Origin of the sequence: Paracoccus aeridis (assembly GCF_004923205.2) — a bacterium.
Taxonomy (GTDB): domain Bacteria; phylum Pseudomonadota; class Alphaproteobacteria; order Rhodobacterales; family Rhodobacteraceae; genus Paracoccus; species Paracoccus aeridis.
The window spans coordinates 249,202-275,713 of record NZ_SELD02000006.1 but is presented as its reverse complement, the minus strand read 5'-3'; the positions used below and the strand labels follow the sequence as shown (position 1 = coordinate 275,713).

21 protein-coding genes are annotated in these 26,512 nt (G+C 70.1%); 15 read left to right on the top strand and 6 right to left on the bottom strand.

Annotated elements, in window-relative coordinates; all coding sequences use genetic code 11:
• Positions 1-43: 43 nt before the first annotated feature.
• From ELI80_RS03650 to thrS, 3 genes are all read right to left on the bottom strand, one after another.
• Positions 44-712, bottom strand: a complete 669-nt coding sequence (locus ELI80_RS03650) for a DsbA family oxidoreductase (RefSeq protein WP_201740541.1) — start codon at positions 710-712, stop codon at positions 44-46.
• Positions 713-969: 257 nt separating this feature from the next.
• The gene (locus ELI80_RS03645) at positions 970-1,176 is read right to left on the bottom strand and encodes a cold-shock protein (protein ID WP_131673513.1); all 207 of its coding nucleotides are present in this window, start codon (positions 1,174-1,176) and stop codon (positions 970-972) included.
• 230 nt (positions 1,177-1,406) lie between these two features.
• Positions 1,407-3,353: a threonine--tRNA ligase gene (gene thrS / locus ELI80_RS03640; protein WP_136649624.1), complete on the bottom strand. Its 1,947-nt coding sequence runs from the start codon at positions 3,351-3,353 to the stop codon at positions 1,407-1,409.
• Positions 3,354-3,531: 178 nt separating this feature from the next.
• Here thrS and ELI80_RS03635 point away from each other — a divergent pair, with 178 nt between their 5' ends.
• The 10 genes from ELI80_RS03635 (at position 3,532) to ELI80_RS03590 (ending at position 14,178) form a co-directional block, all read left to right on the top strand.
• Positions 3,532-4,275: an alpha/beta fold hydrolase gene (locus ELI80_RS03635; RefSeq protein WP_136649623.1), complete on the top strand. Its 744-nt coding sequence runs from the start codon at positions 3,532-3,534 to the stop codon at positions 4,273-4,275.
• Positions 4,276-4,340: 65 nt separating this feature from the next.
• Positions 4,341-5,501: an isovaleryl-CoA dehydrogenase gene (locus ELI80_RS03630; RefSeq protein WP_136649622.1), complete on the top strand. Its 1,161-nt coding sequence runs from the start codon at positions 4,341-4,343 to the stop codon at positions 5,499-5,501.
• Positions 5,502-5,541: 40 nt separating this feature from the next.
• Positions 5,542-5,967 (top strand): DUF1622 domain-containing protein, encoded by a 426-nt coding sequence (locus ELI80_RS03625; protein ID WP_136649621.1) that lies wholly within the window; start codon positions 5,542-5,544, stop codon positions 5,965-5,967.
• Positions 5,964-6,548 (top strand): lysozyme inhibitor LprI family protein, encoded by a 585-nt coding sequence (locus ELI80_RS03620; RefSeq protein ID WP_136649620.1) that lies wholly within the window; start codon positions 5,964-5,966, stop codon positions 6,546-6,548. Before ELI80_RS03625 ends, ELI80_RS03620 begins: the two co-directional genes overlap by 4 nt.
• Complete coding sequence (locus tag ELI80_RS03615; protein WP_136649619.1) at positions 6,548-8,113, top strand: AMP-binding protein; 1,566 nt, start codon at positions 6,548-6,550, stop codon at positions 8,111-8,113. The genes ELI80_RS03620 and ELI80_RS03615 overlap by 1 nt, the downstream gene beginning before the upstream one ends.
• Positions 8,114-8,159: 46 nt before the next feature.
• Positions 8,160-9,764, top strand: coding sequence for a carboxyl transferase domain-containing protein (locus ELI80_RS03610; RefSeq protein ID WP_136649618.1), 1,605 nt, complete (start codon positions 8,160-8,162; stop codon positions 9,762-9,764).
• Positions 9,765-9,849: 85 nt separating this feature from the next.
• Positions 9,850-11,781, top strand: a complete 1,932-nt coding sequence (locus ELI80_RS03605; protein ID WP_136649617.1) for an acetyl-CoA carboxylase biotin carboxylase subunit — start codon at positions 9,850-9,852, stop codon at positions 11,779-11,781.
• 69 nt (positions 11,782-11,850) lie between these two features.
• Positions 11,851-12,555 carry a glutathione S-transferase family protein gene (locus ELI80_RS03600; RefSeq protein WP_136649616.1) on the top strand — a complete coding sequence of 235 codons (705 nt, stop codon included), beginning with the start codon at positions 11,851-11,853 and terminating at the stop codon, positions 12,553-12,555.
• On the top strand, positions 12,548-13,396 hold the full coding sequence (locus ELI80_RS03595; protein WP_136649615.1) for a hydroxymethylglutaryl-CoA lyase: 849 nt from the start codon (positions 12,548-12,550) through the stop codon (positions 13,394-13,396). Before ELI80_RS03600 ends, ELI80_RS03595 begins: the two co-directional genes overlap by 8 nt.
• The gene (locus tag ELI80_RS03590; RefSeq protein WP_136649614.1) at positions 13,393-14,178 is read left to right on the top strand and encodes a crotonase/enoyl-CoA hydratase family protein; all 786 of its coding nucleotides are present in this window, start codon (positions 13,393-13,395) and stop codon (positions 14,176-14,178) included. The genes ELI80_RS03595 and ELI80_RS03590 overlap by 4 nt, the downstream gene beginning before the upstream one ends.
• Positions 14,179-14,248: 70 nt before the next feature.
• On the opposite strand, the gene ileS is transcribed toward ELI80_RS03590, so the two are convergent.
• Positions 14,249-17,209, bottom strand: coding sequence for an isoleucine--tRNA ligase (ileS, locus tag ELI80_RS03585; RefSeq protein WP_136649613.1), 2,961 nt, complete (start codon positions 17,207-17,209; stop codon positions 14,249-14,251).
• Positions 17,210-17,595: 386 nt separating this feature from the next.
• Between ileS and ELI80_RS03580 the strand changes: the two genes are divergently transcribed.
• The 3 genes from ELI80_RS03580 to ELI80_RS03570 are packed head-to-tail and all read left to right on the top strand — an operon-like array spanning position 17,596 to position 20,107.
• The gene (locus ELI80_RS03580; RefSeq protein WP_136649647.1) at positions 17,596-18,645 is read left to right on the top strand and encodes a methionine ABC transporter ATP-binding protein; all 1,050 of its coding nucleotides are present in this window, start codon (positions 17,596-17,598) and stop codon (positions 18,643-18,645) included.
• Positions 18,635-19,309 carry a methionine ABC transporter permease gene (locus tag ELI80_RS03575; RefSeq protein ID WP_136649612.1) on the top strand — a complete coding sequence of 225 codons (675 nt, stop codon included), beginning with the start codon at positions 18,635-18,637 and terminating at the stop codon, positions 19,307-19,309. The genes ELI80_RS03580 and ELI80_RS03575 overlap by 11 nt, the downstream gene beginning before the upstream one ends.
• 27 nt (positions 19,310-19,336) lie before the next feature.
• A complete protein-coding gene (locus ELI80_RS03570; RefSeq protein ID WP_136649611.1) occupies positions 19,337-20,107 on the top strand; it encodes a MetQ/NlpA family ABC transporter substrate-binding protein in 771 nt (256 codons plus the stop codon).
• 75 nt (positions 20,108-20,182) lie between these two features.
• Here ELI80_RS03570 and ELI80_RS03565 read toward each other — a convergent pair whose 3' ends face one another.
• Both ELI80_RS03565 and ELI80_RS03560 read right to left on the bottom strand, forming a co-directional pair.
• Positions 20,183-22,261, bottom strand: a complete 2,079-nt coding sequence (locus tag ELI80_RS03565) for a TRAP transporter permease (RefSeq protein ID WP_136649610.1) — start codon at positions 22,259-22,261, stop codon at positions 20,183-20,185.
• A gap of 64 nt (positions 22,262-22,325) precedes the next feature.
• A complete protein-coding gene (locus ELI80_RS03560) occupies positions 22,326-23,327 on the bottom strand; it encodes a TAXI family TRAP transporter solute-binding subunit (RefSeq protein ID WP_136649609.1) in 1,002 nt (333 codons plus the stop codon).
• A gap of 163 nt (positions 23,328-23,490) precedes the next feature.
• On the opposite strand from ELI80_RS03560, the gene ELI80_RS03555 reads away from it, so the two are divergent.
• Both ELI80_RS03555 and ELI80_RS03550 read left to right on the top strand, forming a co-directional pair.
• Complete coding sequence (locus ELI80_RS03555; protein ID WP_136649608.1) at positions 23,491-25,302, top strand: thiamine pyrophosphate-requiring protein; 1,812 nt, start codon at positions 23,491-23,493, stop codon at positions 25,300-25,302.
• A 120-nt stretch (positions 25,303-25,422) separates the two neighbouring features.
• Positions 25,423-26,457 (top strand): substrate-binding domain-containing protein, encoded by a 1,035-nt coding sequence (locus tag ELI80_RS03550; protein ID WP_136649607.1) that lies wholly within the window; start codon positions 25,423-25,425, stop codon positions 26,455-26,457.
• The last annotated feature ends 55 nt before the right edge of the window (positions 26,458-26,512 follow it).

Genomic DNA, 26,512 nt, shown 5'->3' with positions numbered 1-26,512 from the left:
GTGATGCCGCACGGCGCGGATGGGGGCAAGCCGTTATGCGGCGTCAGCCGTCGAGGTCGGGTCCCGGCTGTCCCGCCAGCTCGTCGATCACCTGCTGCCACAGCGCCGCGGGCTGCGCGCCCGGCACGACATGGGTGTTGCCGACGATGAACGTGGGCACCGAGGTCACGCCGCGCTGGCGGGCGTGCGTCTCTGCCTCGATCACCTCGTCGCGGTCGGCGTCGGTGGCCAGCAGGCGTTCCACCATCATCCCGTCCATGCCGGCCGCGTCGGCGATCTGCGCCAGCACGTCGGCGCGGCCGATGTTCCGGCCCTCGCGCCAGTGCGCCGCCATCAGACCCGACATGACGCGGGTCTGCGCGCCCTCGATCCGCGCCCAGTGAAGCAGACGGTGCGCGTCGGTGGTGTCGGGGACGCGGTCGATCGCGGCCATGTTCAGCCACAAGCCCAGCCGCTCGGCCGCTTCCAGCACGGGGCGGTTGGCGGCAATGATGCCCTTGTCGTCCTTGAACCGCGCCAGCATGTAGGCCGTGTGCGCCATCCCCGACCGGGGCATGTCGGGGTTCAGCCGGAACGGGCGCCAGGTCACGTCGAACGGGTGATCCGGGCGGCTTTCCAGCGCCCGGTCAAGCTCTGCCTTGCCGATCAGGCACCACGGGCAGACGGGATCTGCGAAGATGTCGAGGGTGACGGTCATCTGGTTTCCAGCCATCTGGTGTCCATCGGCGACGGGCGTCGCCGCAGCCGAACCCGAGATGCGGGCTTTGCGCCTGCGGTGCAAGGGGGTGGCCGCGCCGGGGGCGGCGGGTCGGGCGCCGCGCCGGGCGCCGAGGGCAGCCGCACACGAAAACGGCCCGCGCGAGCGGCGGGCCGTCCTTGTCTCGATCTGCCGTCATGTCGGGCGGCGCACCCTTCGGGTGGTCTGCCAAGCACGTCGGGCGCACCCTTCGGGTGGGCCGGAAAGCCGGATCAGAGCAGGCGGAGGTTCGCTGCCGAGGCGCGGCCGTCGCGGCCGGACTGCAGTTCGTATTCCACCTTCTGGTTGTCGTTCAGGCCCGTCAGGCCGGCACGCTCGACCGCCGAGATGTGGACGAACACGTCCTTGCCGCCGTCATCGGGGGCGATGAATCCGAACCCCTTGGTGCCGTTGAACCATTTAACCGTGCCGGTCGCCATGACCTTGTCTCCTTCGTAATCCCGGCGGCGAGATTGCCGTTCCGAGCCGTGCAGCCCTTTCGCAGTCCGGCTGCCCCGTGAAGGGAGGCGGTAGAAAGTCATGCTCACGCGCGGTCAACGATGCCCGATTCCCTGCAAAACGCAAGACCCTGCATCACGCTTGCGCGACCGGGGGGAACCGGCCCGGCAAAAACCTGCCGGGCCGATCAGCAAAGCGTCGGGCACAGGGGTCAGCGCTGGTCGGGCGGGGTCGCCTCGGCAGCCAGCGCCGCGACCGCGTCCGCCAGCGTCTGGGTCCGCGATCCCTGCTGGTCGAGCCGGCGGATCGACACGGTGCGGTCGGCCACTTCCTTCTGCCCCACAGCCATGATGACCGGCACCTTGCCCAGCGAATGTTCGCGGACCTTGTAGTTGATCTTCTCGTTCCGCGTGTCCGCCTCGGCCCGGATGCCGGCCGCCGTCAGCGCCGCCACGACCTCGTGGACGTAGGGATCGGCGTCCGACACGATCGAGGCCACCACCACCTGCCGCGGCGCGAGCCACAGCGGCAGCTTGCCCGCGAAGTTCTCGATCAGCATGCCGATGAACCGCTCGAAGCTGCCGAGCACGGCGCGGTGGAGCATGACCGGGCGGTGCTTCTGCCCGTCCTCGCCGACATATTCCGCGTCCAGCCGCTCGGGCAGGTTCGGGTCCACCTGCAGCGTCCCGCACTGCCAGTCGCGCCCGATGGCGTCGGTCAGCACGAACTCGAGCTTGGGGCCGTAGAACGCGCCCTCGCCCTCGAAGATCTCGTAGCTGTGGCCGGCGGCGGTCACCGCGTTCGCAAGCGCGGCCTCGGTGTGGTCCCAGCTTTCCTCGGTCCCGATCCGCTTTTCGGGACGGGTGGACAGCTTGATGCGCCACGTGTCGAAGCCGAGATCGGCGTAGATGCGCGACAGGAACTCGATGAAGCGGCGCGATTCGCCTTCGATCTGCGCGGGCGTGCAGAAGATGTGCGCGTCGTCCTGGGTAAAGCCGCGCACGCGCATGATCCCGTGCAGCGCGCCCGACGGCTCGTAGCGGTTGCACGACCCGAACTCGGCCATCCGTAGCGGCAGGTCGCGGTAGGATTTCAGGCCGACGTTGAACACCTGCACGTGGCAGGGGCAATTCATGGGCTTGAGGGCGTTGACCGTCTTCTCGCGGGCGTGTTCCTCGTCAACCTCGACGATGAACATGTGCTCCTGGTAGTTCTCCCAGTGGCCCGACTGCTCCCACAGCTTGCGGTTGACGACCTGCGGGGTGTTCACCTCGACATAGCCGCCACGGCGCTGCTGGCGGCGCATGTAGTCCTGCAGCGTCGTGTAGATCGTCCAGCCGTTCGGGTGCCAGAAGACCTGGCCCGGCGCCTCTTCCTGCATGTGGAACAGGTCCATCTCGCGCCCCAGCTTGCGGTGGTCGCGCTTCGCGGCCTCCTCCAGCATGGTCATGTGGGCCTTGAGTTCGTCGCGGTTGCGGAACGCCACGCCGTAGATGCGCTGAAGCATCGGGCGGGTGCTGTCGCCCAGCCAGTAGGCGCCGGCGACGTGGGTGAGCTTGAAGGCGTCCGCGGGCAGCTGGCCGGTCGATTGCAGGTGCGGGCCGCGGCAGAGATCCTGCCAGTCGCCGTGCCAGTACATCCGCAGGTCCTGGCCTTCAGGGATGCGGTCGATCAGCTCGACCTTGAACGGCTCGCCGCGCTCCTCGTAGTAGGCGACGGCGCGGGCGCGGTCCCAGACCTCGGTCCGGACCGGATCGCGCGCGGCGATGATCTGGCGCATCCTCGCCTCGATCGCGCCCAGATCCTCGGGCGTGAAGGGCTCGGCGCGGTCGAAGTCGTAGAACCAGCCCTGGTCGCGCACCGGGCCGATCGTGACCTTCACGTCGGGCCACAGTTCCTGCACCGCGCGCGCCATCACGTGGGCGAAGTCGTGCCGGATCAGTTCCAGCGCCGGGCCCGCGTCCTTCATCGTGTTGATCGACAGCTGCCCCGAGACGGCGATCGGCCAGGCAAGGTCGATGTGGTTGCCGTCCAGCGTCGCGCTGACCGCGTTCTTCGCAAGGCTCGGCGCGATCGAGGCGGCGACCTCGGCCGCGGTCACGCCGGCGGGGTAGTCACGGCTCGCGCCATCGGGAAAGGTCAGGGAAATCCGGGACATCGCGTCCTCCCAATCGGTCTGGCGCCCACGGAACGCCCGGTTGCGGGTATGTCGTCGTCCTGTGGCCCGGCGGGGCGGTGGTGTCAATGGAGGGGAAGGGGCCTTGCCCCCGACGAACGGGGCTGACGCCCCACCGATCCCGTGGAATACTTCCGTGACGAGGAACGGGGGACGCGGAATGTTTCACACCACGGCGGGAGGACGGCGGCTGGCCCATGACCGGATCGAGGGCGAGGGGCCGGTGATCGTGTTCATCCACGGCTTCCGGTCGGACCGGAAGGGGACCAAGGTCGCCGCCCTGTCCGACCGGTGCCGCGCCGAGGGGCGGGCGATGCTCGCGTTCGACCTGTCCGGCCACGGCGAGAGCGACGGCTCGGTCGAGGAGTTCGGAATCTCCGACTGGGTCGAGGATGCGACGGACATCATCGACGCGCTCGCGCCCGGGCGGCATGTACTGGTCGGGTCGTCGCTCGGCGGGTGGCTGTCGCTGCTGCTGGCGCGGGACCGGCCCGACCGGGTCGCGGGGCTGGTCACGATCGCCGCCGCCCCCGACTTCACCCGGCGGATGGAAGGCGAGTTCTCCGAGGCCGACCGGGCCGATCTGGCGGGGAAGGGGTTCGTGACGCGGCCGTCGGACTATGAAGGGGGCGACTACGTCTTTTCGCGCCGCCTGTTCGACCAGGGCGCGGACAACCTTGTCCTCGCCGAGCCGCTGACCTTGCCGATGCCGGTCAGGATGCTGCAGGGCACCGCCGACGTGGACGTGCCCATGTCCGAGGCGCTGCGTCTCTTGGACCACGCGACCGGACCCGACATCCGCCTGACGCTGGTGCGCGACGCCGACCACCGCTTTTCCGCGCCGCCCCAGCTTCAGCTGATGCTGTCCGCCATCGCCGAGGTCGCCACGGGGCCGGGCGCTTGACCCGCGCGCGACTCTGCCGCATCTTTAACTGAACGATCGTTCAATAACCGGGGAGGGGTTGGCGGATGTTCACCCGAGGCATGGAATTCGACCTGGGCGAGGATGTGAACGCGCTGCGCGACACCGTGCACCGCTGGGCGCAGGACCGGATCAAGCCGATCGCGGGCCAGGTCGACGCATCGAACGAATTCCCCGCCGCGCTGTGGCGCGAGATGGGCGATCTCGGCCTGCTCGGCATCACCGTCCCCGAGGAATACGGCGGCAGCGGGATGGGCTATCTCGCCCATACCATCGCGGTCGAGGAAATCGCCCGCGCCTCGGCCAGCATCAGCCTGTCCTACGGCGCCCATTCCAACCTGTGCGTGAACCAGCTGAAGCTGAACGGCTCGGACGAGCAGAAGCGCAAGTACCTGCCGAAGCTGTGCTCGGGCGAGCATGTCGGGGCGCTGGCCATGTCCGAGGAAGGCGCGGGCTCCGACGTGGTCGGGATGAAGCTCAGGGCCGAGAAGCGGAACGGCTACTACGTTCTCAACGGCTCCAAGTACTGGATCACCAACGGCCCCGACGCCGACACGCTGATCGTCTATGCCAAGACCGACCCCGAGGCGGGCTCGAAGGGGATGACCGCGTTCATCGTGGAAAAGGGCATCCGCGGCTTCACGCAGGGGCCGCATTTCGACAAGCTGGGGATGCGCGGGTCGAACACGGGCGAGCTGGTCTTCGACAACGCCGAGATCCCGTTCGAGAACGTGCTCGGCGACGAGGGCAGGGGGGTGCGCGTCCTGATGTCCGGCCTCGACTACGAGCGGCTGGTCCTGTCGGGAATCGGCACCGGGATCATGGCGGCCTGCCTCGACGAGGTGATGCCCTATGTCCGCGAGCGCCGGCAGTTCGGGCAGCCGATCGGGAACTTCCAGCTGATGCAGGGCAAGATCGCCGACATGTACGTCGCGCTGAACACCGCCCGCGCCTATGTCTACGAGGTCGCCCGCGCCTGCGACGCCGGGAAGGTCACCCGACAGGACGCGGCGGGGGCGGTGCTCTACGCCAGCGAGCAGGCGATGGTGCAGGCCCATCAGGCCGTGCAGGCGCTGGGCGGCGCGGGGTTCCTGAACGACAGCGTCGTCTCGCGCCTGTTCCGCGACGCCAAGCTGATGGAGATCGGCGCCGGCACCAGCGAGATCCGGCGGATGCTGATCGGCCGCGAACTGATGGCGCTGGACTGATGCGCGCTAGCCTGCGTCTTCTGCGGGATGAAGCGGCGTCATGAACGGCTTTTTCGCCTATGTCCGCGACGAAGGCCTGCTGCACGGCCGAATGGAGTGGCTGGTCGGCGCGATCGAGGTCGCGGCCACCCTGATCGACCTTGTCGCCATCGCCGTGTTGCTCGTCGGCGCGGCCCGCTTCCTGATCGGCTACGTCAAGGCCGAGTGTGGCCCCGGAGAGGACAGGCGCAAGCGCGGGCTCAACGCAGAGCGGGTGGAACTGGGGCGCTACATCCTCGCCGGACTGGAAATCCTGATCGTCTCGGACATCATCACCACGGCAGTCAGCCTGGCGATGGCTGATCTTGTATTCCTCGGCATCCTTGTCGTGATTCGCTCGGTGACGTCGTTCTTCCTTGAACGCGAGCTTGAGACTGTGCGGCGGGAACTGGGCGAAGCGGAAGAACCGCGCACGGGCAGGGCATGAGACAGATGCTGTTCCACACCGACTACGAGGCGTCGCGGCGGACGTCCCGCGCGAACTCGCGGGCGATGATCGACCAACCGATCCTTCGTGCGATCTGCATGGCCGCGGCCCTGCCGCTCATGGCCGGGGCGGCGCGCGCCATGCCCGCCGACCAGGCGAACATCGACGCCCCCGCGCTGGACGCCTGCGTCGAGAGGGCCGGCCGGGGCGAGGCCGCGATGGCCTGCGTGGGCACGACGCAGGCCGCCTGCGTGGCGCATGTCAGGGAAGCCTACAGGGACGTGGGGGAGGTTCATGGCGAGGTGCCGTGCCTCGGCGCCGAGCGCGACTACTGGGACACCCGCCTGACCGACCGCTACGACCGGCTGATGGCGATCGAGCAGGGGCGGGGCGCGGACCGCGCCGACGCCCTGCGCGCGGCCGAGCGGGCGTGGATCTCGTTCCGCGACGCGCTCTGCGGCTATGACCGGCTGACGAACGGCCACGGCACCGGCGGCGAGACGGCGGAGCCGCTGTGCCTCGTGCGCGAGACGGCGCGGCAGTCGCTGATCCTCGACGGCTACATCGGGGATCGAAACTGATGCGGCCGACGCTCGCCGGGTCCGACTACGAGGCGCTGCGGCGCGGGTTCCGCTGGAACCTGCCCGCGCGGCTGAACATGGCCGAGCAGGTGGTCGGCGGCTGGGCGCGCCGCGAGCCGGACCGCACGGCGATCCTGGAATACGACGGTGCCGAGCCGCGCCCGGTGAGCTACGGCGAACTGGACGCCCGCGCCGACCGGCTCGCCCACGCGCTGGGCGCCGCGCGCGGCGACCGGGTCGGGGTGCTGCGGACGCAATCGGCGTGGACCGCCGCGGCGCACGCGGCGATCTGGAAGGCGGGGGCGATCTCGGTCCCGCTGTTCAAGCTGTTCGGCGTGGATGCGCTGCGGCTGCGGCTGGACGACGCCGGCATCCGCTCCGTCGTGACCGACCCCGAGGGGCGCGCGATGCTGGCCCCCTTCGGCCTTGACGTGATCGTGCCCGAGGAGGACGGCCTGCCCGAAGCCGGCCCGTTCCCGGCGGCCGACACCGGGCCGGAAGACCCGGCGGTGATGATCTACACCTCGGGCACCACGGGCGCGCCCAAGGGGGCGCTGCACGCCCACCGCGTCCTGACCGGCCACCTGCCGGGGGTGGAGATGAGCCACGACCTGCTGACGCCCGGCCGCGACGTGCTGTGGACGCCCGCCGACTGGGCGTGGATCGGCGGGCTTCTGGACGTGGCGATGCCGGGCCTCGCGCTCGGCGTGCCGGTGGTCGCGGCGCGGCTGCCCAAGTTCGACGTGGACGCCTGCCGCAAGCTGGTCGCGGCCTGCGGCGTGACCTCGGTCTTCCTGCCGCCGACCGCGCTCAGGATGTTCAAGGCGGCGGACGCGACGCTGCCGGGCCTGCGCTCGGTCGCGTCGGGGGGCGAGACGCTGGGGGCCGAGATGCTCGACTGGGGCAGGCGGGCGCTGGGGGTCACGATCAACGAATTCTACGGCCAGACCGAATGCAACATGGTCGCGTCTTCTGCCTCGACCATGTTCCCGGCCCGCCCCGGCTGCATCGGCCGCGCCGTGCCGGGCTTCGACGTGGCGGTGATCGACCAAACCGGCCAGCCGACCGACGGCGAAGGCGACATCGCCATCCGCCGCCACGATTCCGCCGGGGGGGCCGCGTCCATGTTCCTCGGCTACTGGAACCGCCCCGACGCAACGGACGAGAAGTTCCGCGGCGACTGGCTCGTGACCGGCGACCGGGGCGTCATCGAGGACGGCTACATCCGCTTCGTCGGCCGCGACGACGACGTGATCACGTCCGCCGGCTACCGCATCGGCCCGTCCGAGATCGAGGACGCGCTGATCCGCCACCCCGCCGTCGCCGCCGCCGGCGTCATCGGCAAGCCCGATCCCCTGCGGACCGAGATCGTCGTGGCCTACGTCGTCCTGCGCGACGGCTTCGCCGCGTCCGACGCGCTCGCCGCCGAACTGCAGGACCATGCCCGCGTCCACTGCGCCGCGCACAGCTACCCGCGCGAGGTCGTGTTCCTTGACGCATTGCCGATGACCGTCACCGGCAAGGTCATGCGGCGCGAGCTTCGCAAGCTGGCGGCGGGCGCATGACCCTCGCCGCCCTCTCCCCCGACACGCCCTCACCGGAGCCCGCCGCATGAAACTCCGCACCACCGCGCTGCCTTCGTCCGACGCCTTCCGTGCCAACCGCGAGGCGCATCTGGGCATGCTCGACGCCGTCCGGCAGGCCGCCGACGCTGCACTGCAAGGCGGGGGCCCGGAGGCGGTCGCCCGCCATGTCAGCCGCGGCAAGATGCCGCCGCGCGAGCGGGTGGCGAACCTCCTCGACCCGGGCTCGGCCTTCCTCGAGATCGGCGTCACCGCCGCGCACGGCATGTACGACGGCGCGGCACCCGGCGCGGGCGTCATCGCGGGCGTGGGCCGCGTCAACGGGCAGGACGTGATGGTCGTCGCCAACGACGCCACCGTGAAGGGTGGCACCTACTACCCGATGACGGTCAAGAAGCACCTTCGCGCGCAGGAGATCGCCGAGGAATGCGCGCTGCCCTGCGTCTACCTTGTCGATTCGGGCGGGGCGAACCTGCCGAACCAGGACGAGGTCTTCCCCGACCGCGACCACTTCGGCCGCATCTTCTACAACCAGGCGCGGATGAGCGCGAAGGGCATCCCGCAGATCGCCGTGGTGATGGGGTCCTGCACCGCGGGCGGCGCCTACGTGCCCGCCATGTCGGACGTGACGATCATCGTGCGCGACCAGGGCACGATCTTCCTCGCCGGCCCGCCCCTGGTGAAGGCCGCGACCGGCGAAGTCGTCAGCGCCGAGGATCTGGGCGGGGGCGACGTCCACACCCGGCTCTCCGGCGTCGCCGACTACCTGGCCGAGGATGACGCCCACGCGCTCGCGCTCGCCCGCCGCGCGGTCGGGAACCTCAACCGCCGCCTGCCGCAGACGGTGACATGGCAGTCGCCCGAAGCGCCGCTGTACGACCCCGAGGAAATCCTCGGCGTCGTCCCGGCCGACCTGCGCACCCCCTACGACATCCGCGAGGTCATCGCCCGCGTAGTGGACGGCTCGCGCTTCGACGAGTTCAAGGCCCGCTTCGGCGAGACGCTGGTCACCGGCTTCGCCCATGTCGAGGGCTGCCCTGTCGGCATCGTCGCCAACAACGGCGTTCTGTTCAGCGAGGCCGCGGTCAAGGGCGCGCATTTCATCGAGCTCTGCTCGCAGCGGAACATCCCGCTGGTGTTCCTCCAGAACATCACCGGCTTCATGGTCGGCCGGAAATACGAGAACGAGGGCATCGCCCGCCACGGCGCCAAGATGGTGACGGCGGTGGCGACGACAAGCGTTCCCAAGATCACGATGCTGGTCGGCGGGTCGTTCGGCGCGGGCAACTACGGCATGTCCGGCCGCGCCTATTCGCCGCGGTTCCTCTGGACCTGGCCCAACAGCCGCATCAGCGTCATGGGCGGCGAGCAGGCGGCGGGCGTGCTGGCGACCGTCCGCCGCGAGGGGATCGAGCGCAAGGGCGGCAGCTGGTCCGCCGAGGAGGAGACCGACTTCAAGCGCCCGACGATCGAGATGTTCGAGCGGCAGAGCCACCCGCTCTACGCCTCGGCCCGGCTCTGGGACGACGGGATCATCGACCCCCGCAAGACGCGCGACATCCTGTCGCTGTCGCTGCGCGCAAGCCTCAACGCGCCCATCGAGCCGACGCGCTTCGGCATCTTCAGGATGTGACGATGCAATCTTCTGTCCAGAAATATCCCGCCGGGGTCCGGGGGCGCGAAGCCCCCGGTGCGGCCGGGCAGCAAGGGGTGAGCCCATGTTCAGCAAGATCCTGATCGCCAACCGGGGCGAGATCGCCTGCCGCGTCATCGACACCTGCCGCAAGCTGGGGGTGCGCACGGTGGCGGTCTATTCCGACGCCGACCGGGCCGCGCGGCACGTCTCGATGGCGGACGAGGCGGTCCATATCGGCGGGCCTGCACCCACGGACAGCTACCTGCGCGGCGACGCGATCATCCGGGCCGCGCTGGATACCGGCGCGCAGGCGATCCATCCGGGCTACGGCTTTCTGTCCGAAAACCCCGACTTCGTGGACGCGGTCACGGCGGCCGGGCTGGTGTTCATCGGCCCGTCGGCGGATGCGATCCGGGCCATGGGCCTCAAGGACGCGGCCAAGGCGCTGATGGAAAAGGCGGGCGTGCCGGTCGTTCCGGGCTACCACGGCGACGAACAGGACGGCGCCTTCCTGCGCGCCCGCGCGGACGAGATCGGCTATCCGGTCCTCATCAAGGCCGTCGCGGGCGGCGGCGGCAAGGGGATGCGGCTGGTCGAGCGGGCGGAAGACTTCGCCGACGCGCTCGCCTCGGCCCAAGGCGAGGCGCAGACCGCCTTCGGCAACCCCGCCGTGCTGATCGAGAAATACGTGACCGCGCCCCGCCATATCGAGGTGCAGGTCTTCGGCGACGGCACCCGCGCGGTCCACCTGTTCGAGCGCGACTGTTCCCTGCAGCGCCGCCACCAGAAGGTGATCGAGGAAGCGCCGGCCCCCGGCATGACGGCGGAGGTCCGCGCCGCGATGGGTGCCGCCGCCGTCCGCGCGGCCGAGGCCATCGGCTACGCCGGCGCGGGCACGATCGAGTTCATCGTGGACGGCTCCCGCGGCCTTCGCCCCGACGGGTTCTGGTTCATGGAGATGAACACCCGCCTGCAGGTCGAGCATCCCGTCACCGAGGCGGTCACCGGCGTCGATCTGGTGGAATGGCAGCTGCGGGTGGCGTCCGGCGAGCCGCTGCCCGCCGCGCAGGACGAGCTGACGATCACCGGCCATGCCTTCGAGGCGCGGCTTTATGCCGAGGACGTCCCGGCGGGCTTCCTTCCCGCCACCGGGCGGCTCGCGCACCTGAAGTTCGCGGACGAGGCCAGGAACGAGACCGGCGTCCGGCAGGGCGACGCGATCAGCCCGTGGTACGACCCGATGATCGCCAAGGTCATCACCCGGGGCACGACCCGCGCCATCGCGCTGAGCAAGCTCGAAGCCGCGCTGGTCGATACCGAGGTCGCGGGCACCGTCACCAACATCGACTTCCTGATCGCGCTGGCCCGGCACGAGGGCTTTCGCAGGGGCGAGGTCGATACCGGGCTCATCGCCCGCGACATGGACCAGCTTCTGAGCGAGGCCGAGGCCGCCCCGGAAACGCGCGCGCTGGCGGCGCTCGGCGTCGCAGGGCTGCACGACCCGGACAAGCGCGGCGGCGTGACGCTGTGGTCGCCCCTGAAGCGCACCGTGACGTGGGAAGGCGGCGAGGGCGTGGTCGAGGTGCTGGGCCCGGGCGCGGCGCGCGTCACGCTGGACGGGACCGCGCACGACGTCCTCTGGCAGGGCGAACGCTGGTGGGTGAACGGGGCGCCGCGCCGGTCGCGGATCGTGACCCACGCGGCGGGCGTCAGCGTCTTCGGCGGCCGCAGCCTGACGCTGGTGCCGCAGGACCCGCTGGACCGCCAGGCCGAGGCTTCGGGCAGCGGCCTGACGCTGTCGCCCATGCCGGGCCTGGTCAAGGCCGTGTTCGTCGCGCCGGGGCAGGCGGTCGCGGCGGGCGACAGGCTCGCGATCCTCGAGGCGATGAAGATGGAACACACGCTGACCGCCGCCCGCGACGGCACCGTGGCCGAGGTCCTGGCGGCTGCCGGCGACCAGGTCGAGGCGGGTGCCGCGCTGATCCGCCTTGACGACGACGAAGCCTCCGCCTGACATCGCGCGGCAGCAAACGGGGAACGCCATGCAACCTTGCACACGCAACATCCTTCCGGGCCGCGCCTGATGGCGGGCGGCCCCCCCGCCAGCGGCGGCCCGGTCGCGGGCGCGGACGAGGACGCGATCGTCCTGTGGCACGTCCCCCTGTCGCGGTCGATGCGCGTCCTCTGGCTGCTGAACGAACTCGAGGTGCCGTTCAGCCTGCGGGTGCTCGACATCACCTCGAAGGACATGCGCGCGGCCGAATACGCCGCGATCCACCCCGTCGGTCGCGCGCCCGCGCTGCAGGTCGACGGCAGCGTGATCCACGAATCGGGCGCGATCATCGAATACCTGTGCGAAACGCGCGGCCGGCATCTCTGGCGCGCCCCGGGGGCCGAGGGGCGGCTCGGCTGGCTCGACTGGCTCCATTTCGCGGAAACCATCGGCCAGCACATCGCGAACCTCACGCAGAGCCACCTGATGCTGCGCGATCCCTCGATGCGCTCGGCCACGGTGATGAAGCTGGAAACCGCGCGCCTCGGGCGCACGCTGCGGCTGGTCGAGCAGACGGTCGAGGGGCAGGACTGGCTGATGGCCGGGGGCTTCTCGGGCGTCGATTGCGCGATCGGCTGGTCGGTCTGGACCGCGCGCCGGTTCGTCCGGCTGTCGCCCGCGCTGGAAGGCTACATCGATCGCTGCGCCGAACGCCCGGCCTTCCGCGCCGCGCTGCCGGGCGCGGGCGAGCCCGTCCTCTATGACCGCGATTTCTACGAGCTTCCCGATGCCTGACGTCGAGATCTTCGAGGTGGGCCCGCGCGACGGGCTCCAGAACGAAAAGCGCCTGATCCCCGCCGCGGACAAGATCGCGTTGGTGGACATGCTGTCCCGCGCGGGGTTCCGGCGGATCGAGGTGACGAGCTTCGTGAGCCCCAGGTGGGTCCCGCAGATGGGCGACGCGGCCGAGGTCATGGCGGGCATCGCCCGCGCGCCCGGCATCCGCTACGCGGTGCTGACCCCGAACATGAAGGGTTACGAGGGGGCGCGCGCGGCGAACGCGTCCGAGATCGCGATCTTCGCGAGCGCGTCCGAAGGGTTCAGCCGCGCGAACCTGAACTGCACGATCGCGGAAAGCCTGGAACGGCTGGCCCCTGTCGCCGCCGCCGCGCGGGCCGACGGGGTCCCGGTGCGGGGCTATGTCAGCGTGGTGACCGACTGCCCGTTCGACGGCGCCGTCGCGCCCGCGAACGTTGCCCGCGTCGTCGCCGTGCTGCGCGACATGGGCTGCTACGAGATCAGCCTCGGCGAGACGATCGGGCAGGGGCGGCCCGAGACGATCGACGCCATGCTCGCCGCGGTGCTGGACGAGGTGCCGGCAGACCGCCTGTCCGGGCACTACCACGACACGGCGGGGCGGGCGCTCGACAACATCGACGCGAGCCTCGCGCGTGGCCTGCGGGTGTTCGACGCGGCGGTGGGCGGCCTCGGCGGCTGCCCCTATGCGCCGGGCGCCAAGGGCAACGTCGCGACCGAGAAGGTGGCGGCGCACCTGGAACGGCTGGGCTACAGCACCGGTCTTGACATGGGCGTCGTCGCCCAAGCCGCCGAATTCGCGAAGGGACTGCGCGCATGAGCTTCGAGACGATCCGCATCGACACCGACGCGCGCGGCGTGGCGACGCTGTGGATGACCCGCGCGGACAAGCACAACGCGCTGTCGGCGCGGATGCTGGACGACCTCACCGCCGCCGCCGGGCAGCTTGGTGCAGACGACACGGTGCGCGTCGTCGTGCTGGCGGCCGAGGGGAAAAGCTTCTGCGCGGGCGGCGATCTGGCCTGGATGCGCGAGCAGATGGATGCCGACGCCGCGACCCGGCGGGCGGGGGCGTCGGCGCTGGCCGGAATGCTGAACGCGATGAACGAGCTTCCGAAGCCGCTGATCGCGCGCTGCCACGGCAATGCCTTCGGCGGCGGGGTCGGGATGCTGTCGGTCTGCGACGTGGCGATCGGGGCCGAGGGCGCGAAGTTCGGCCTGACCGAGACCCGGCTGGGCCTGATCCCGGCGACGATCGGCCCCTATGTCGTGGCCCGGATGGGCGAGGCCAGGGCGCGCCGCGTCTTCATGTCCGCCCGCATCTTCGACGCGGCCGAGGCGAAGGATCTCGACCTCCTCGCCCGCGTGGTTCCGGCCAGCGACCTCGATGCGGCGGTCGAAGCCGAGGTCGTGCCCTATCTTCAGGTGGCGCCCAGGGCGGTGGCGGCGGCGAAATCGCTCGCCCGCGCGCTGGGGCCGCGGATCGACCCCGAGGTGATCGAAATGACCATCGACCGGCTGGTCGGCGTCTGGGAAGACGACGAGGCCCCGCACGGGATCGCTGCGTTCTTCGACAAGCGCCCGGCCCGCTGGCAGGGCTGACCCGGCGAAGGGCCATGAATGAGAACGGCGGGCCGATGCGCCCGCCGTTCGTCGTTCCGGATCTCGCGGATCAGGCCGCGTCCAGTCCGTCCAGCGCCTCGTCGCAGCGGGCGCAGGTCGCCGGGTGGTCGTGGCTGCCCACGTCGGGCAGGATCCGCCAGCAGCGCTGGCACTTCTCGCCGTCGGCCCGCTCGAACACCACGCCCACATCCGCGACCTCGGGCAGGCGGAACGCCTCGGGCGGGGAAGGGTCGTCCGTCAGTTCCAGGTCGGACACGATGCACACGTCGGCAAAGTCCACCGACCGCAGCGATGCCAGCAGGGCCGGGTCCTCGACATGGACGACCGGCGCCGCTTCCAGGCTCGCGCCGATGGTCTTGTCGGCGCGCCGGATCTCCAGCGCCGCCGTCACCGCGCGGCGGGCGCGGCGGATGCCGTCCCATTTCGCGGCCAGCGCCTCGTCGCGCCAGCCGGCGGGCGTTTCGGGGAAGTCGTGCAGATGCACGCTGTCCTCGTCCGAGGGGAAGCGCGACAGCCACACGTCCTCCATCGTGAAGGGCAGGATCGGGGCGAGCCACAGGGTCAGCCGGTGGAACAGCGCGTCCAGCACCGTGCGCGCGGCGCGGCGGCGCAGGCTGCCGGCGGCGTCGCAGTACAGCGCGTCCTTGCGGATGTCGAACCAGAAGGCCGACAGGTCTACGGTGGCGAAGTCGAACAGCGCCCGGAACACGCCCTGGAAGTCGTAGGCGTCGTAGCCCGCGCGGACCCGGCCGTCGAGTTCCGCCAGTCGGTGCAGGACCCAGCGCTCGAGCTCCGGCATCTCGGCAGGCGCGACCCGTTCGGCCTCGGTAAAGCCGTCGAGCGCGCCCAGCAGGAACCGCAGCGTGTTGCGGAGACGACGGTAGCTGTCGGCGGTGCCCTTGAGGATTTCCGGCCCGATCCGGCTGTCTGCGGTATAGTCCACCTGCGCCACCCACAGCCGCAGGATGTCGGCACCGTATTGCTGGATCACCTCGGCCGGCACGATGGTGTTGCCGAGCGACTTGGACATCTTCATGCCCTTCTCGTCCAGCGTGAAGCCATGCGTGAGGACGCCGCGGTAAGGCGCGCGGCCCGTCGTCGCGCAGGCCTGCAGCAGCGAGGACTGGAACCAGCCGCGGTGCTGGTCGGTGCCTTCCAGATAGAGGTCCGCGATCCCGTCCGGCGCCCCGTCCGCGCGGTCGCGCAGGACGAAGGCGTGGGTCGAGCCGCTGTCGAACCACACGTCGAGCACGTCCATGACCTGCTCGTAGTCGGCCGGGTCGACGATGCCGCCCAGCACCTGCTCCTTGAAGCCGTCGCGGTACCACACGTCTGCGCCCTCGGCCTCGAACGCGTCGAGGATGCGGGCATTGACCTGTTCGTTCCGCAGCAGGAACCCGTCGGCATCCGGCCGCACGCCGCGGCGCACGAAGCAGGTCAGCGGCACGCCCCAGGCGCGCTGGCGCGACAGCACCCAGTCGGGGCGGTTCTGCACCATCGAATGGATCCGGTTGCGCCCGCTCTGCGGGGTCCACGTCACCAGCTCGTCGATCGAGGTCAGCGCCCGCGCGCGGATCGTGTCCCCGTTCTGGCCCTTGCCGTCGGCGAGCGGCTTGTCGATCGCCGCGAACCACTGCGGCGTGTTGCGGTAGATCAGCGGCGCCTTGGACCGCCAGCTGTGCGGGTAGGAATGCTTGAGCTTGCCCTTGCCGAAAAGCGCGCCCTGCGCCGCCAGCGCCTTGATGTTGGAGACGTTGGCGGGCCCTTCCTTGCCGTCCGCGTCGATGATCGCCTGGCCGCCGAACAGCGGCAGGTCGGCGCGGTAGCTGCCGTCCGGCTCGACATTGTGGGTCATCGGCAGCTTGAACCTCAGCCCCAGCTGGTAGTCGTCGTCGCCGTGGCTCGGCGCGGTGTGGACGAAGCCCGTGCCCGCGTCGTCGGTCACGTGGTCGCCCGGCAGGACGGGGACGTCGTAGTCCCATTCGCCCAAGCCGCCCTCGATCCCGCGATAGGGGTGGGCGAGGACGAGCGACGCCAGCTCGTCGGCCGGCACGTCGCGCAGGCGCGTCACGGCGTCCGCGTCGACCCTGGCGACGGCGAACACGTCGGGGGCGAGCTTGTCGGCCAGAAGGTAGGTCCCGGCCTTCTCGCCCGTGACCTGGTAGAGCCCGTAGGCGATCCCCGGCCCGAACGCGACCGCGCGGTTCTGCGGGATGGTCCAGGGCGTCGTGGTCCAGATCACGACGCGCGCGCCCAGCAGGTCGGTCTTCATGCAGGCGTCGGTTGCCGCGAACTCGCGCTGCGAGGCGACCGGGAACGCCACCCAGACCTGATGGCTGGTGTGGTCGTGGTATTCGACCTCGGCCTCGGCCAGCGCGGTCTTTTCGACCGGCGACCACATCACCGGCTTCGACCCCTGATACAGGCTTCCGTTCATCAGGAGCTTCATGAACTCGCCCGCGATCACCGCCTCGGCGTGGTAGTTCATGGTGAGGTAGGGGTCGTCCCACTTGCCGGTGACGCCAAGGCGGCGGAACTCGTCGCGCTGGACGCCGACCCAGTGTTCGGCGAAGCGGCGGCATTCCTGGCGGAACTCGACGACGTCCACGGCGTCCTTGTCCTGGCCCTTCTGGCGGTACTGCTCCTCGATCTTCCACTCGATCGGCAGGCCGTGGCAGTCCCAGCCGGGGACGTAGCGCGCGTCGCGGCCCATCATCTGCTGGCTGCGGACGATGAAGTCCTTAAGCACCTTGTTCAGCGCGTGACCGATATGCAGGTGCCCGTTCGCGTAGGGCGGGCCGTCATGCAGGATGAACGGCGCGCGGCCCGCCGAGGTGCTGCGCAGGCGGTCGTAGACCCCCAGCTTTTCCCACCGGGCGAGCCATGCCGGCTCGCGCTGCGGCAGGCCCGCGCGCATGGGGAAGTCCGTTTCCGGCAGGAAGACGGTGTCGCGGTAGTCGGGGGCTGCGGTCTGCAGGCCCTGCTGCAAGTCGGTCGTGTCGGCGCTCATCGGGGCGGATCCTTGGAATTGTCGTTGACAGGCATCATCCCGGCAGCGCGAGACCTCACGCTGCCGGGCGGCTAATTCGGGATATCCGCGCCGCGTGAAGCATGGGCGTGGTTATAAGAACCGGCCCGGCGCGCGGCAAGGGCAGGGCGCCGGGACCGGGACGGGGGAAAGATCACCCTCGCGGGGCGGGGCGCGGGCCGTCGCAAGGGAAGCTAGTCCTTCTCACCTCCCCTACCGAGGCGTTGTTCCCGTCTTTCCCCGTCAGTCCGCCTCCGCCATCCCGTCGCGGTCCTGCCCGCCCCGAAGCCATCCTTTTCCGCGCCACCCCACGGGGGGCGGCATTGAAGCGTCCCGCGCGGGAGAGTAGGCAGTCGCCCATGTCCCAGATGTCGCCCGTTCCGCAGGCCGCTCCGGCCATCGCCTTTCGTGATGTCGTCAAGACCTGGCCGCATCGCGGGGGCGCGGTCGCGGCGCTGGACCATGTCGATCTGCAGGTGCCGCGGGGCGGGATCACCGGGGTGATCGGCCGGTCGGGGGCCGGCAAGTCCACGCTTCTGAGGCTGGTGAACGGGCTGGAGCGCGCGTCCTCGGGCCAGGTCGAGGTGCTGGGCCGCGACGTGACCGCCGCCTCGGGGCGCGGGCTTCGCGATCTTCGCCGCAACGTCGGCATGATCTTCCAGCACTTCAACCTGCTCGCCAACCGCACCGTGCGCGGCAACGTGGCGCTGCCGCTCGAGATCGCGGGCACGCCGCGCGGCCGGATCGGGCCGCGGGTGGACGAGCTGATCGACCTCGTCGGCCTCGGCCCGCTCGCCGACCGCTACCCGGCGCAGCTTTCGGGCGGGCAGAAGCAGCGCGTCGGCATCGCCCGGGCGCTCGCGACCGAGCCGAAGGTCCTTCTGTCGGACGAGGCGACGAGCGCGCTCGACCCGGAAACCACGACCTCCGTCCTGGCGCTCCTGCGCAACATCAACCGCGAACTCGGCCTCACGATCCTTCTGATCACGCACGAGATGGCCGTCGTGCGCGACATCTGCCAGCACGTCGCGGTGATCGAGGCGGGGAAGATCGTCGAGTCCGGGTCCACCTACGACATCTTCGCGGCGCCGACGCACGAGGTCACGCGGTCGTTCCTGTCGGGCGTGACCGGCGCGGCGCTGCCGGGGTTCATCGCGCGCCGGATCGTGCCCGAGGGCGCGGGCCCCGCGATCCTGCGGATCACCTTCGCGGGCGACAGCGCTGCCGAGCCGGTGCTGTCGCGGATCGGATCGCAGCTGGGCGTGGACGCCAGCATCCTGTCGGGCGCGATCGAGGAGATCGACGGCCGCCCGTTCGGCAACCTGACGGTGGAAGTGCCGGCGGCCGACCTGTCCCGCGTGCGCGATTTCCTGCACGCCCGGCAGCTGGGGACGGAGGTGCTGGGCCATGTCGGCTAACCTCGCCGCGCTGATCTGGGAAGCGACGCTCCAGACGCTCTACATGGTCGCGGTGTCGGGGCTGATCGGCACCGCCATCGGGCTGCCGCTGGGCGTGTTCCTCGCCACCTCGAAGCGGGGCGAGCTGATGTCGGCGCCGCTCGCGAACCGCATCCTCGGCCTCATCGTGAACGCGATGCGGTCGATCCCCTTCATCATCCTCGTCGTCGCGATCATCCCGTTCACGCGCGCGATCGCCGGCACCTCGATCGGGACCACCGCCGCGATCGTGCCGCTGACGCTGGCGGCCGCGCCGTTCATCGCGCGGATCGTCGAAACCGCGATCCGCGACGTGGATGGCGGCCTGATCGAGGCCGCCCGTGCCATGGGCGCCAACCCCGGCCAGATCATCCGCAAGGTCCTGCTGCCCGAGGCGCTGCCGGGGATCGTCCTTGGCCTGACGCTCGCCATGGTGTCGCTGATCGGCTATTCCGCGATGGTGGGCGCCGTCGGTGGCGAGGGGCTGGGCGACCTCGGCATCCGCTACGGCTACCAGCGCTTCATGCCGGGCGTGATGCTGGTCGTCGTCGTCGTCCTGATCGTCCTCGTGCAGGCGGTGCAGTCCACGGGCGAATGGATCGCACGCAGGCTGGACCACCGCGCCGCCAAGGACCGCGGGCCCTGATCCCCACCCTACAAAGGAGAAACCGAGATGCTGAAACACATCGCCGCCGCGCTGGCGCTGAGCGCGGGCATGGCCGCCGCCGAGGACATCAAGATCGGCGTCAGCCCCGGCGAGCACGCCGAGATCCTGGAGCAGGTCGCCCCGATCGCGGCCGCCAGGGGCCTGAACCTCGACATCATCGAGTTCTCGGACTACGTCGTGCCGAACACCGCGCTTGCGGATGGCGACCTGCAGGCCAACAGCTTCCAGCACGTTCCCTACCTGGAAAACCAGATCAAGGACCGGGGCTACGATCTCGTCGTCGTGGCCAAGACCATCACCACCCCGATGGGCGTCTATTCCAGCAAGCTGAAGTCGCTGGGCGACCTGGCGGACGGCGCCACCGTCGCGATCCCGAACGATCCGACCAACGGCGGCCGCGCGCTTCTCGTGCTGGCCGAGCAGGGGCTGATCACCGTGAACCCCGACGCGGGCCTCGTCCCCACGCCGCTCGACATCACCGAAAACCCCAAGGACCTCGAATTCACCGAGCTGGATGCGGCGCAGCTGCCCCGCGCGCTGCAGGACGCGGACGCCGCGGTCATCAACACCAACTACGCGCTGTCGGCGGGGCTGAGCCCGAAGACCGACTCGATCGCGATGGAAAAGGCCGACAGCCCCTATGCCAACGTGATCGTCGTGCGCCGCGGCGACGAAGGCCAGCCCTGGGTCAAGACGCTGGTCGAGGCTTATCATTCGCCCGAGATCAAGCAGTTCATCGAGACGAAGTACGAAGGCGCGGTCATCCCCGCCTGGTGATTTCGCCCCCGAGACTGAAGAAGACGGCCCGCCGGTAACGGCGGGCCGTTCCTTTTCCTGCAGGTGCGCGCGGGGTCAGGCGACCGCCGGCGCCTTGCGCGCCACGGAATGAAGCCGCAGCGCGATCGGCACCGCGATGACCAGCCCGATGATCGTCGCCGTCCAGTCCGGCGCCACCAGCAGGATCGCCGCGAAGGCCAGAAGAACCCGCTCCAGCATCGAGGGGCGGGAGAACAGCCACCCGGTGATCGCGGCAGACAGCGCGAGAATGCCCAGCACCGCGCCCCCGAAGGCGAGCAGGAAGTTCGCCCAGGTGAAGTCCTGCGTCACCAGCAGCAGCGCGGGCTGGAACGCGAAGACGAACGGCACCAGCGCCTTGCCCATCGACAGCCGGAACGCGGTGTTCCCGGCCTTGAAGGCGTTGGCGCCCGCGATCCCCGCGCCCGCATAGGCGGCCATCGCGACCGGCGGCGTCACGTCGGCCAGCACCCCGTAGTAGAAGACGAAGAAATGCGCGACGATCGGCTCGACGTTCATCAGGCCGAGCACGGGCGCCGCGACCGCGACCATGATGATGTAGTTCGCGGTCGTGGGGATGCCGCAGCCCATCAGCACGCAGACCACGGCCGTCAGGATCAGCGTGAACAGCAGCGTCAGCGTGTCCAGGCCAATGATCTCGAACGGCAGGACCGACAGCCAGCCCGACACGTCCTGCGCCCAGCCCGACGCGATGCCGGTGACCATGTAGGCGATCTTGAAGCCGACCCCGGTCAGGGTCACGACGCCGATCACCACGCCCACCAGCGCCGCGGCGGCGGTGACCGACAGCGACTGCTTGGCGCCCAGCTTGAAGCCTTCGTAGATGCCGTGCGCGGCGCCCTTCAGCCCCTCGGTCAGGCCCTTGGCCGAAAGCTCCTGCCACAGAAGGACCGCGATGCAGGCCGTGATCGACCAGAAGGCGGCGGCGAAGGGCGTGCGGCCCGACATCAGCACCGCGACCAGCAGGATCAGCGGCATGAGCGCGAGCCAGCCCTGCCGCAGCACCTTCCACGCGTTCGGCAGCTCGGACGGGTGAAGGCCGCGCAGCCCCAGTCGCTTGGCTTCCAGGTGGACCTGCACCAGCACCCCGAAGAAGTGCATGAAGGCGGGCACGATGGCGGCGATCAGGATCGTGGTCAGCGGCAGGCCGAGATATTCGATCATCAGGAACGCGACCGCCCCCATGACCGGGGGCGTGATCTGCCCGCCGGTCGAGGCCGCGGCCTCGACCGCCGCGGCGAAGTGGCGGGGATAGCCCACGCGGATCATCGCGGGGATCGTCAGCGCCCCGGTGGTGACGGTGTTGGCGATGGACGACCCCGAGATCGTCCCCAGCATCGCCGAGGACAGCACCGACACCTTGGCCGGCCCCCCGGCGTAGCGCCCGGCGAAGGCCGAGGCCACGTCGATGAACAGCTGCCCCAGCCCGATCCGTGTCGCCATGACCCCGAACAGGACGAAGTGGAACACGTAGGTCGCGATCACGCCGAGCGCGGTGCCGTAGATGCCCTGGCTCGTCAGGTACAGGTGGTTGACGATGTTGGGCCAGCTCGCGCCGGGATGGACGAGGATGCCGGGCATGTGCTGGCCGAAATAGGCGTAGGCCATGAACAGGATGGCGATGACCGGCAGCGGCCATCCCATCGACCGGCGCACGGCCTCCAGCAGGACGACGATCAGGGTCGTGCCCATCAGGACGTCGGTGGTCGTGGGGTTGCCGACCCGGAACGCCAGCTGGTCGTAGATCCACGGCACGTAGAGCGCCGCGGCCGCGCCGGCGACCGCCAGCAGCCAGTCCACCAGCGGCAGGCCCAGCAGCGTCAGCGGCCCGCGCGCGACCTGCTGCCGGCCGAAGGCGGAAAAGGACATGAAGACGAGGAAGGTCGTCGCGGCAAGGTGAAGCCCGCGATGGACCGTCGCCTGCGGGATGCCGAACCCGGCGGTGTAGTAGTGATAGCAGCTCAGCAGGAACAGGATCACGCCCGTGAGGATGGCGACCGGGCGCACCAGATCCCGGAACCGCATCTCGGGGTCGTATTTCTCCTCGATCGCGGCGAGCTGATCGGCGCTCAGAACGTCGGGCGCGTCGTGGCGGGCGGGGCGGGGGTCGGTCATGTCGTGGTCCTGAACGAAGAAGGCCCGCAGGCGGCGATGCGCCTGCGGGCAGGGGCAGGGGGGCTTACTGGATCAGCCCGGCTTCGCGATAGAAGCGCTCGGCGCCCGGATGCAGCGGCAGGCCCAGGCCCGCGGTCGCGTTCTCCTTCACGATCATCTTGCCCTTGGCGTGGCCCGCGTCCAGCTGCTTGCGCGTCGCGTCGTTCCAGACCGCCTTGGTGATGTTGTAGATCAGCTCCTCGGGCTGGTCGGCCGAGGTCAGCCACTGCGCCCCCACGGCGATGGTGGTCACGTCGGCTTCCTGGTTGTCGTAGGTGCCGGCCGGGATCGTGTCGGTGGCGAAGAACTTGTTCTCCAGCACCTTGTCGGCCACCTCGCCCTCGATCGGGACGATCACGACGTCCTGCTGGCTGGCCAGCTCGGCGATGGCGCCGGCCGGGTAGCCGCCCACGAAGAAGAAGGCGTCCATCGCGCCGTCTTTCATGCGGTCGGCGGCCTGGTCGGGCTTGAGGTATTCGGGCTTCACGTCCCCCTCGGCCAGGCCGGCGGCGGCCAGGATCAGCTGCGCGTCGACGAGCGTGCCCGAGCCGGGTTCGTCCAGCGACACCCGCTTGCCGCGCAGGTCCGCCACCGACTTGATGCCCGACGCCTGCGTCGCGACCAGGTGGATCGATTCAGGATAGAGGTTCGCGATGGCCCGCAGCTTCTCGGCCTTGGGCTGGCCTTCCCAGATCCCGGTGCCGGTATAGGCCCAGGCCGCGACATCGCCCTGCGCGAAGCCGGATTCGAGCGCCCCGCCCATGATGGCGTTGACGTTCGCGACCGACCCGTTCGACGCCACAGCCGACGCCACCAGGCCCGGCACGCCGCACGCGCCGCCGTCCTCGCAGGCGCGCGATCCGGGCGGGGCCGAGATGGCGTTCGCCAGCAGGCCGCCGATCGGGTAGTAGGTCCCGGCGGTTCCCCCGGTTCCGATGCGGAAGAATGCCATGTCCTGCGCCGATGCGGCCCCGGCAAGGGCGATCAGTGTGGCGGCGGCGATCCCCGCAATCTTCTTGCTCAGCATGCGCGTTCCCTTTGCTGTCAGGTGATTACGATATCGTGAAGCAGGAACCCGGCCGACGCAACCTGATTGCCCTGTCATCCTTCCTGTAGGACGGCGTCGGGGTGAACCGCCGCCGCGCGTCGGCGTTGGTGCGCATCTGGAGCAGGCGGCAGGAAGAACGGTCATGGCGGACACGGTTGCGGATTTCATCTGGAAGCGGCTTCACGACTGGGGCGCGCGCCGGGTCTACGGCTATCCGGGGGACGGGATCGGCGGGCTCGTCGGCGCGCTGCACCGGATGCAGAAGGAAGCCGAGGACGACGCGGACGCGCCGTGCATCGACTTCGTCCAGGTCCGGCACGAGGAAATGGCCGGGCTCTGCGCCACCGCCCACGCCAAGTTCACCGGCGAGGTCGGGCTGTGCATGGCGACGTCGGGGCCGGGGGCGATCCATCTTCTGAACGGTCTTTACGACGCCAAGGGCGACCACATGCCGGTCGTGGCGCTGGTGGGGCAGCAGGCGCGCTCCGCGATGGGGTCCCACTACCAGCAGGACGTGGACCTGCAGTCGCTTCTGAAGGATGTGGCCGGCGCCTTCGTCGAGACGGCGACGGTGCCTGCGCAAGTGCCGCACCTGATCGACCGCGCGTGGCGGATCGCCGCGGCCGAGCGCGCCGTCTGCGCCGTGATCCTGCCCAACGACCTGCAGGTCGAGAAGATGGAGGATCGCCCGCGCGAGCATTTCTACGTCCACTCGGGCGTGGGACTGACCGCGACGCGGCCGGTGCCCGAGGACGGCGCGCTGGCCGCCGCCGCCGAGGTGCTGAACGCGGGCGAGAAGGTGGCGATCCTGATCGGCGCGGGCGCGAAGGGTGCCGCCGCCGAGGTGGCCGAGGTCGCAGACATCCTCGGCGCCGGCGTCGCCAAGGCGCTTCTGGGCAAGGAGGTGCTGCCCGACACGCTGCCCTGGGTCACGGGCTCGATGGGCCTGCTGGGCACGCCCGCCAGCGACGAGCTGATGCAGGGCTGCGACACGCTGCTGATGGTCGGGACGGGCTTCCCCTATGCCGAGTTCCTGCCCAGGCCCGGACAGGCGCGCGGCGTCCAGATCGACCTGTCGGCCGGCATGCTGGGCCTGCGCTACCCGGCGGAGGTGAACCTGCTGGGCGACGCGGCCGCGACGCTGCGCGCGCTGATCCCGCATCTCGCCCGCAAGGAGGATCGCAGCTGGCGCGAGACGGTCGAGAAGTCGGTCGCGAAATCGCGCGAGGCGCTGGCCGGCGCGGCAGGGCAGGAAGCCGACCCGATCAACCCGCAGCGGATCACGCGCGAATTGTCCCCGCGCCTGCCCGACCGCGCCATCGTCACGACCGACAGCGGCACCACGACCGCCTGGTGGGCGCGCGACCTCGACCTGCGCGAGGGGATGATGGGGTCGTGTTCCGGCACGCTCGCCACGATGGGCTGCGCCGTGCCCTATGCGATCGCCGCCAAGTTCGCCCATCCCGACCGCGCGGTGATCGCGCTCGCGGGGGACGGCGCGATGCAGATGAACGGCATGTCCGAGCTCGTCACCATCGCCCGCTACTGGAAGCGTTGGGCCGATCCGCGGCTGATCGTCATGGTGCTGAACAACCGCGAACTCGCCTTCGTCACGTGGGAGGAGCGGACCCAGCTCGGCGATCCGAAATACCCGGCGAGCCAGGACCTGCCGGACATTCCCTATGCCGATGTCGCCCGGCTGATGGGCCTGGGCGGCCGCAGGGTCGAGACGCCCGGCGACATCGGGCCTGCATGGGACGAGGCGCTGGCGGCCGACCGGCCGTTCGTGCTGGACATCCTGGCCGACCCGAACGTGCCGCCGCTGCCGCCGCACATCACGCTGGCGCAGGCACGCGGCTTCGCCAACGCCCTGTGGTCGGGCGAGGAGGAGCGGGCGGGGGTCATCGGCGGGGCGGCGCGGCAGATCCTGGGGCGGCTGCTGCCGGACGCCTGACGACCGGCGCGCGGCAGGCAAAGGGGAGTGCCATGAGATCGTGATATTACTGTCACGTAACTGATACAACCTGCGCCTAGGAGGAGGGCGGCCCGAAACCTCTCCAACCAGGAGCCTGCCATGAACATGATGAAGATGACCGCCTCGGCGCTGGCCGCAGCCGCGCTGTCGGCGACGGCCGCCTCGGCCCGCGACAACATCCAGGTCGCCGGTTCGTCGACCGTGCTGCCCTACGCCACGATCGCGGCCGAAGCCTTCGCCGAGAACACCGACTTCGCCGCGCCCGTCGTCGAAGGCGGCGGCTCGTCGGCCGGTCTGAAGCAGTTCTGCGAAGGCGTGGGCGAAAGCGGCATCGACGTCGCCAACGCGTCGCGCCCGATGAAGAAGGCCGAGTTCGAGGCCTGCCAGGCCAACGGCGTGACCGACATCATGGAAGTCCGCCTGGGCTATGACGGGATCGTCTTCGCCTCGGCCGTTTCGGGCGCCGACTTCGCGCTGACCCCGAAGGACGTGTTCAACGCGCTTGCCGCCGAAGTCGTCGTGGACGGCGCGGTCGTCGCCAACCCGAACACCACCTGGAACCAGGTGAACCCCGACCTGCCCGAGCAACCGATCCTCGCCTTCATTCCCGGCACCAAGCACGGCACCCGTGAAGTGTTCGAGGAAAAGGTCATGATCGCCGGCTGCGAGGAAGCGGGCGCACAGGAAGCCTTCGTCGCCGCCAAGGGCGAAGACGACGGCGAGGCGGCCTGCAGCAAGGTCCGCACGGACGGCCGCTCGGTCGATATCGACGGCGACTACACCGAGACGCTGGCCCGCCTGGGTTCCAGCCCCGAAGGCGTGGGCGTGTTCGGCCTGTCGTTCTACGAGAACAACACCGACAAGCTGAAGGTCGCGACCATGTCGGGCGTCACTCCTTCGACCGAAACGATCGCGTCGGGCGAATACCCGGTCTCGCGACCGCTGTTCTTCTACGTCAAGAAGCAGCATATCGGCACGATCCCCGGCCTGAAGGAATTCGCCTCGTTCTTCGTGTCCGACCCCGTTGCGGGCGACGGCAGCCCGCTGGCCAACTACGGCCTGGTCCCCGACCCGGAACTGCCCGCGACGCAGGCGGCGGTGGACGCCGAAACCACCATGACCGCGCCGGAATAAGCGACGGTCCGGCGACGACAGGGCGGGCCCGCGCGGCCCGTCCGTTTTCAGGTAT

What these genes read in the sequence shown, in the direction of transcription:
- ELI80_RS03610 (WP_136649618.1), top strand. Translation starts at nt 8,160, where the DNA reads ATGAAACTCCGCACCACCGCGCTGCCTTCGTCCGACGCCTTCCGTGCC.
- ELI80_RS03550 (WP_136649607.1), top strand. Translation starts at nt 25,423, where the DNA reads ATGAACATGATGAAGATGACCGCCTCGGCGCTGGCCGCAGCCGCGCTG.
- ELI80_RS03570 (WP_136649611.1), top strand. Translation starts at nt 19,337, where the DNA reads ATGCTGAAACACATCGCCGCCGCGCTGGCGCTGAGCGCGGGCATGGCC.
- ELI80_RS03560 (WP_136649609.1), bottom strand. Translation starts at nt 23,327, where the DNA reads ATGCTGAGCAAGAAGATTGCGGGGATCGCCGCCGCCACACTGATCGCC.
- ELI80_RS03635 (WP_136649623.1), top strand. Translation starts at nt 3,532, where the DNA reads ATGTTTCACACCACGGCGGGAGGACGGCGGCTGGCCCATGACCGGATC.
- ELI80_RS03615 (WP_136649619.1), top strand. Translation starts at nt 6,548, where the DNA reads ATGCGGCCGACGCTCGCCGGGTCCGACTACGAGGCGCTGCGGCGCGGG.
- ELI80_RS03620 (WP_136649620.1), top strand. Translation starts at nt 5,964, where the DNA reads ATGAGACAGATGCTGTTCCACACCGACTACGAGGCGTCGCGGCGGACG.
- ELI80_RS03565 (WP_136649610.1), bottom strand. Translation starts at nt 22,261, where the DNA reads ATGACCGACCCCCGCCCCGCCCGCCACGACGCGCCCGACGTTCTGAGC.
- ELI80_RS03625 (WP_136649621.1), top strand. Translation starts at nt 5,542, where the DNA reads ATGAACGGCTTTTTCGCCTATGTCCGCGACGAAGGCCTGCTGCACGGC.
- ELI80_RS03645 (WP_131673513.1), bottom strand. Translation starts at nt 1,176, where the DNA reads ATGGCGACCGGCACGGTTAAATGGTTCAACGGCACCAAGGGGTTCGGA.
- ELI80_RS03580 (WP_136649647.1), top strand. Translation starts at nt 17,596, where the DNA reads ATGTCGCCCGTTCCGCAGGCCGCTCCGGCCATCGCCTTTCGTGATGTC.
- ELI80_RS03650 (WP_201740541.1), bottom strand. Translation starts at nt 712, where the DNA reads ATGGCTGGAAACCAGATGACCGTCACCCTCGACATCTTCGCAGATCCC.
- ELI80_RS03590 (WP_136649614.1), top strand. Translation starts at nt 13,393, where the DNA reads ATGAGCTTCGAGACGATCCGCATCGACACCGACGCGCGCGGCGTGGCG.
- ELI80_RS03575 (WP_136649612.1), top strand. Translation starts at nt 18,635, where the DNA reads ATGTCGGCTAACCTCGCCGCGCTGATCTGGGAAGCGACGCTCCAGACG.
- ELI80_RS03600 (WP_136649616.1), top strand. Translation starts at nt 11,851, where the DNA reads ATGGCGGGCGGCCCCCCCGCCAGCGGCGGCCCGGTCGCGGGCGCGGAC.
- thrS (WP_136649624.1), bottom strand. Translation starts at nt 3,353, where the DNA reads ATGTCCCGGATTTCCCTGACCTTTCCCGATGGCGCGAGCCGTGACTAC.
- ELI80_RS03555 (WP_136649608.1), top strand. Translation starts at nt 23,491, where the DNA reads ATGGCGGACACGGTTGCGGATTTCATCTGGAAGCGGCTTCACGACTGG.
- ELI80_RS03605 (WP_136649617.1), top strand. Translation starts at nt 9,850, where the DNA reads ATGTTCAGCAAGATCCTGATCGCCAACCGGGGCGAGATCGCCTGCCGC.
- ELI80_RS03630 (WP_136649622.1), top strand. Translation starts at nt 4,341, where the DNA reads ATGTTCACCCGAGGCATGGAATTCGACCTGGGCGAGGATGTGAACGCG.
- ELI80_RS03595 (WP_136649615.1), top strand. Translation starts at nt 12,548, where the DNA reads ATGCCTGACGTCGAGATCTTCGAGGTGGGCCCGCGCGACGGGCTCCAG.
- ileS (WP_136649613.1), bottom strand. Translation starts at nt 17,209, where the DNA reads ATGAGCGCCGACACGACCGACTTGCAGCAGGGCCTGCAGACCGCAGCC.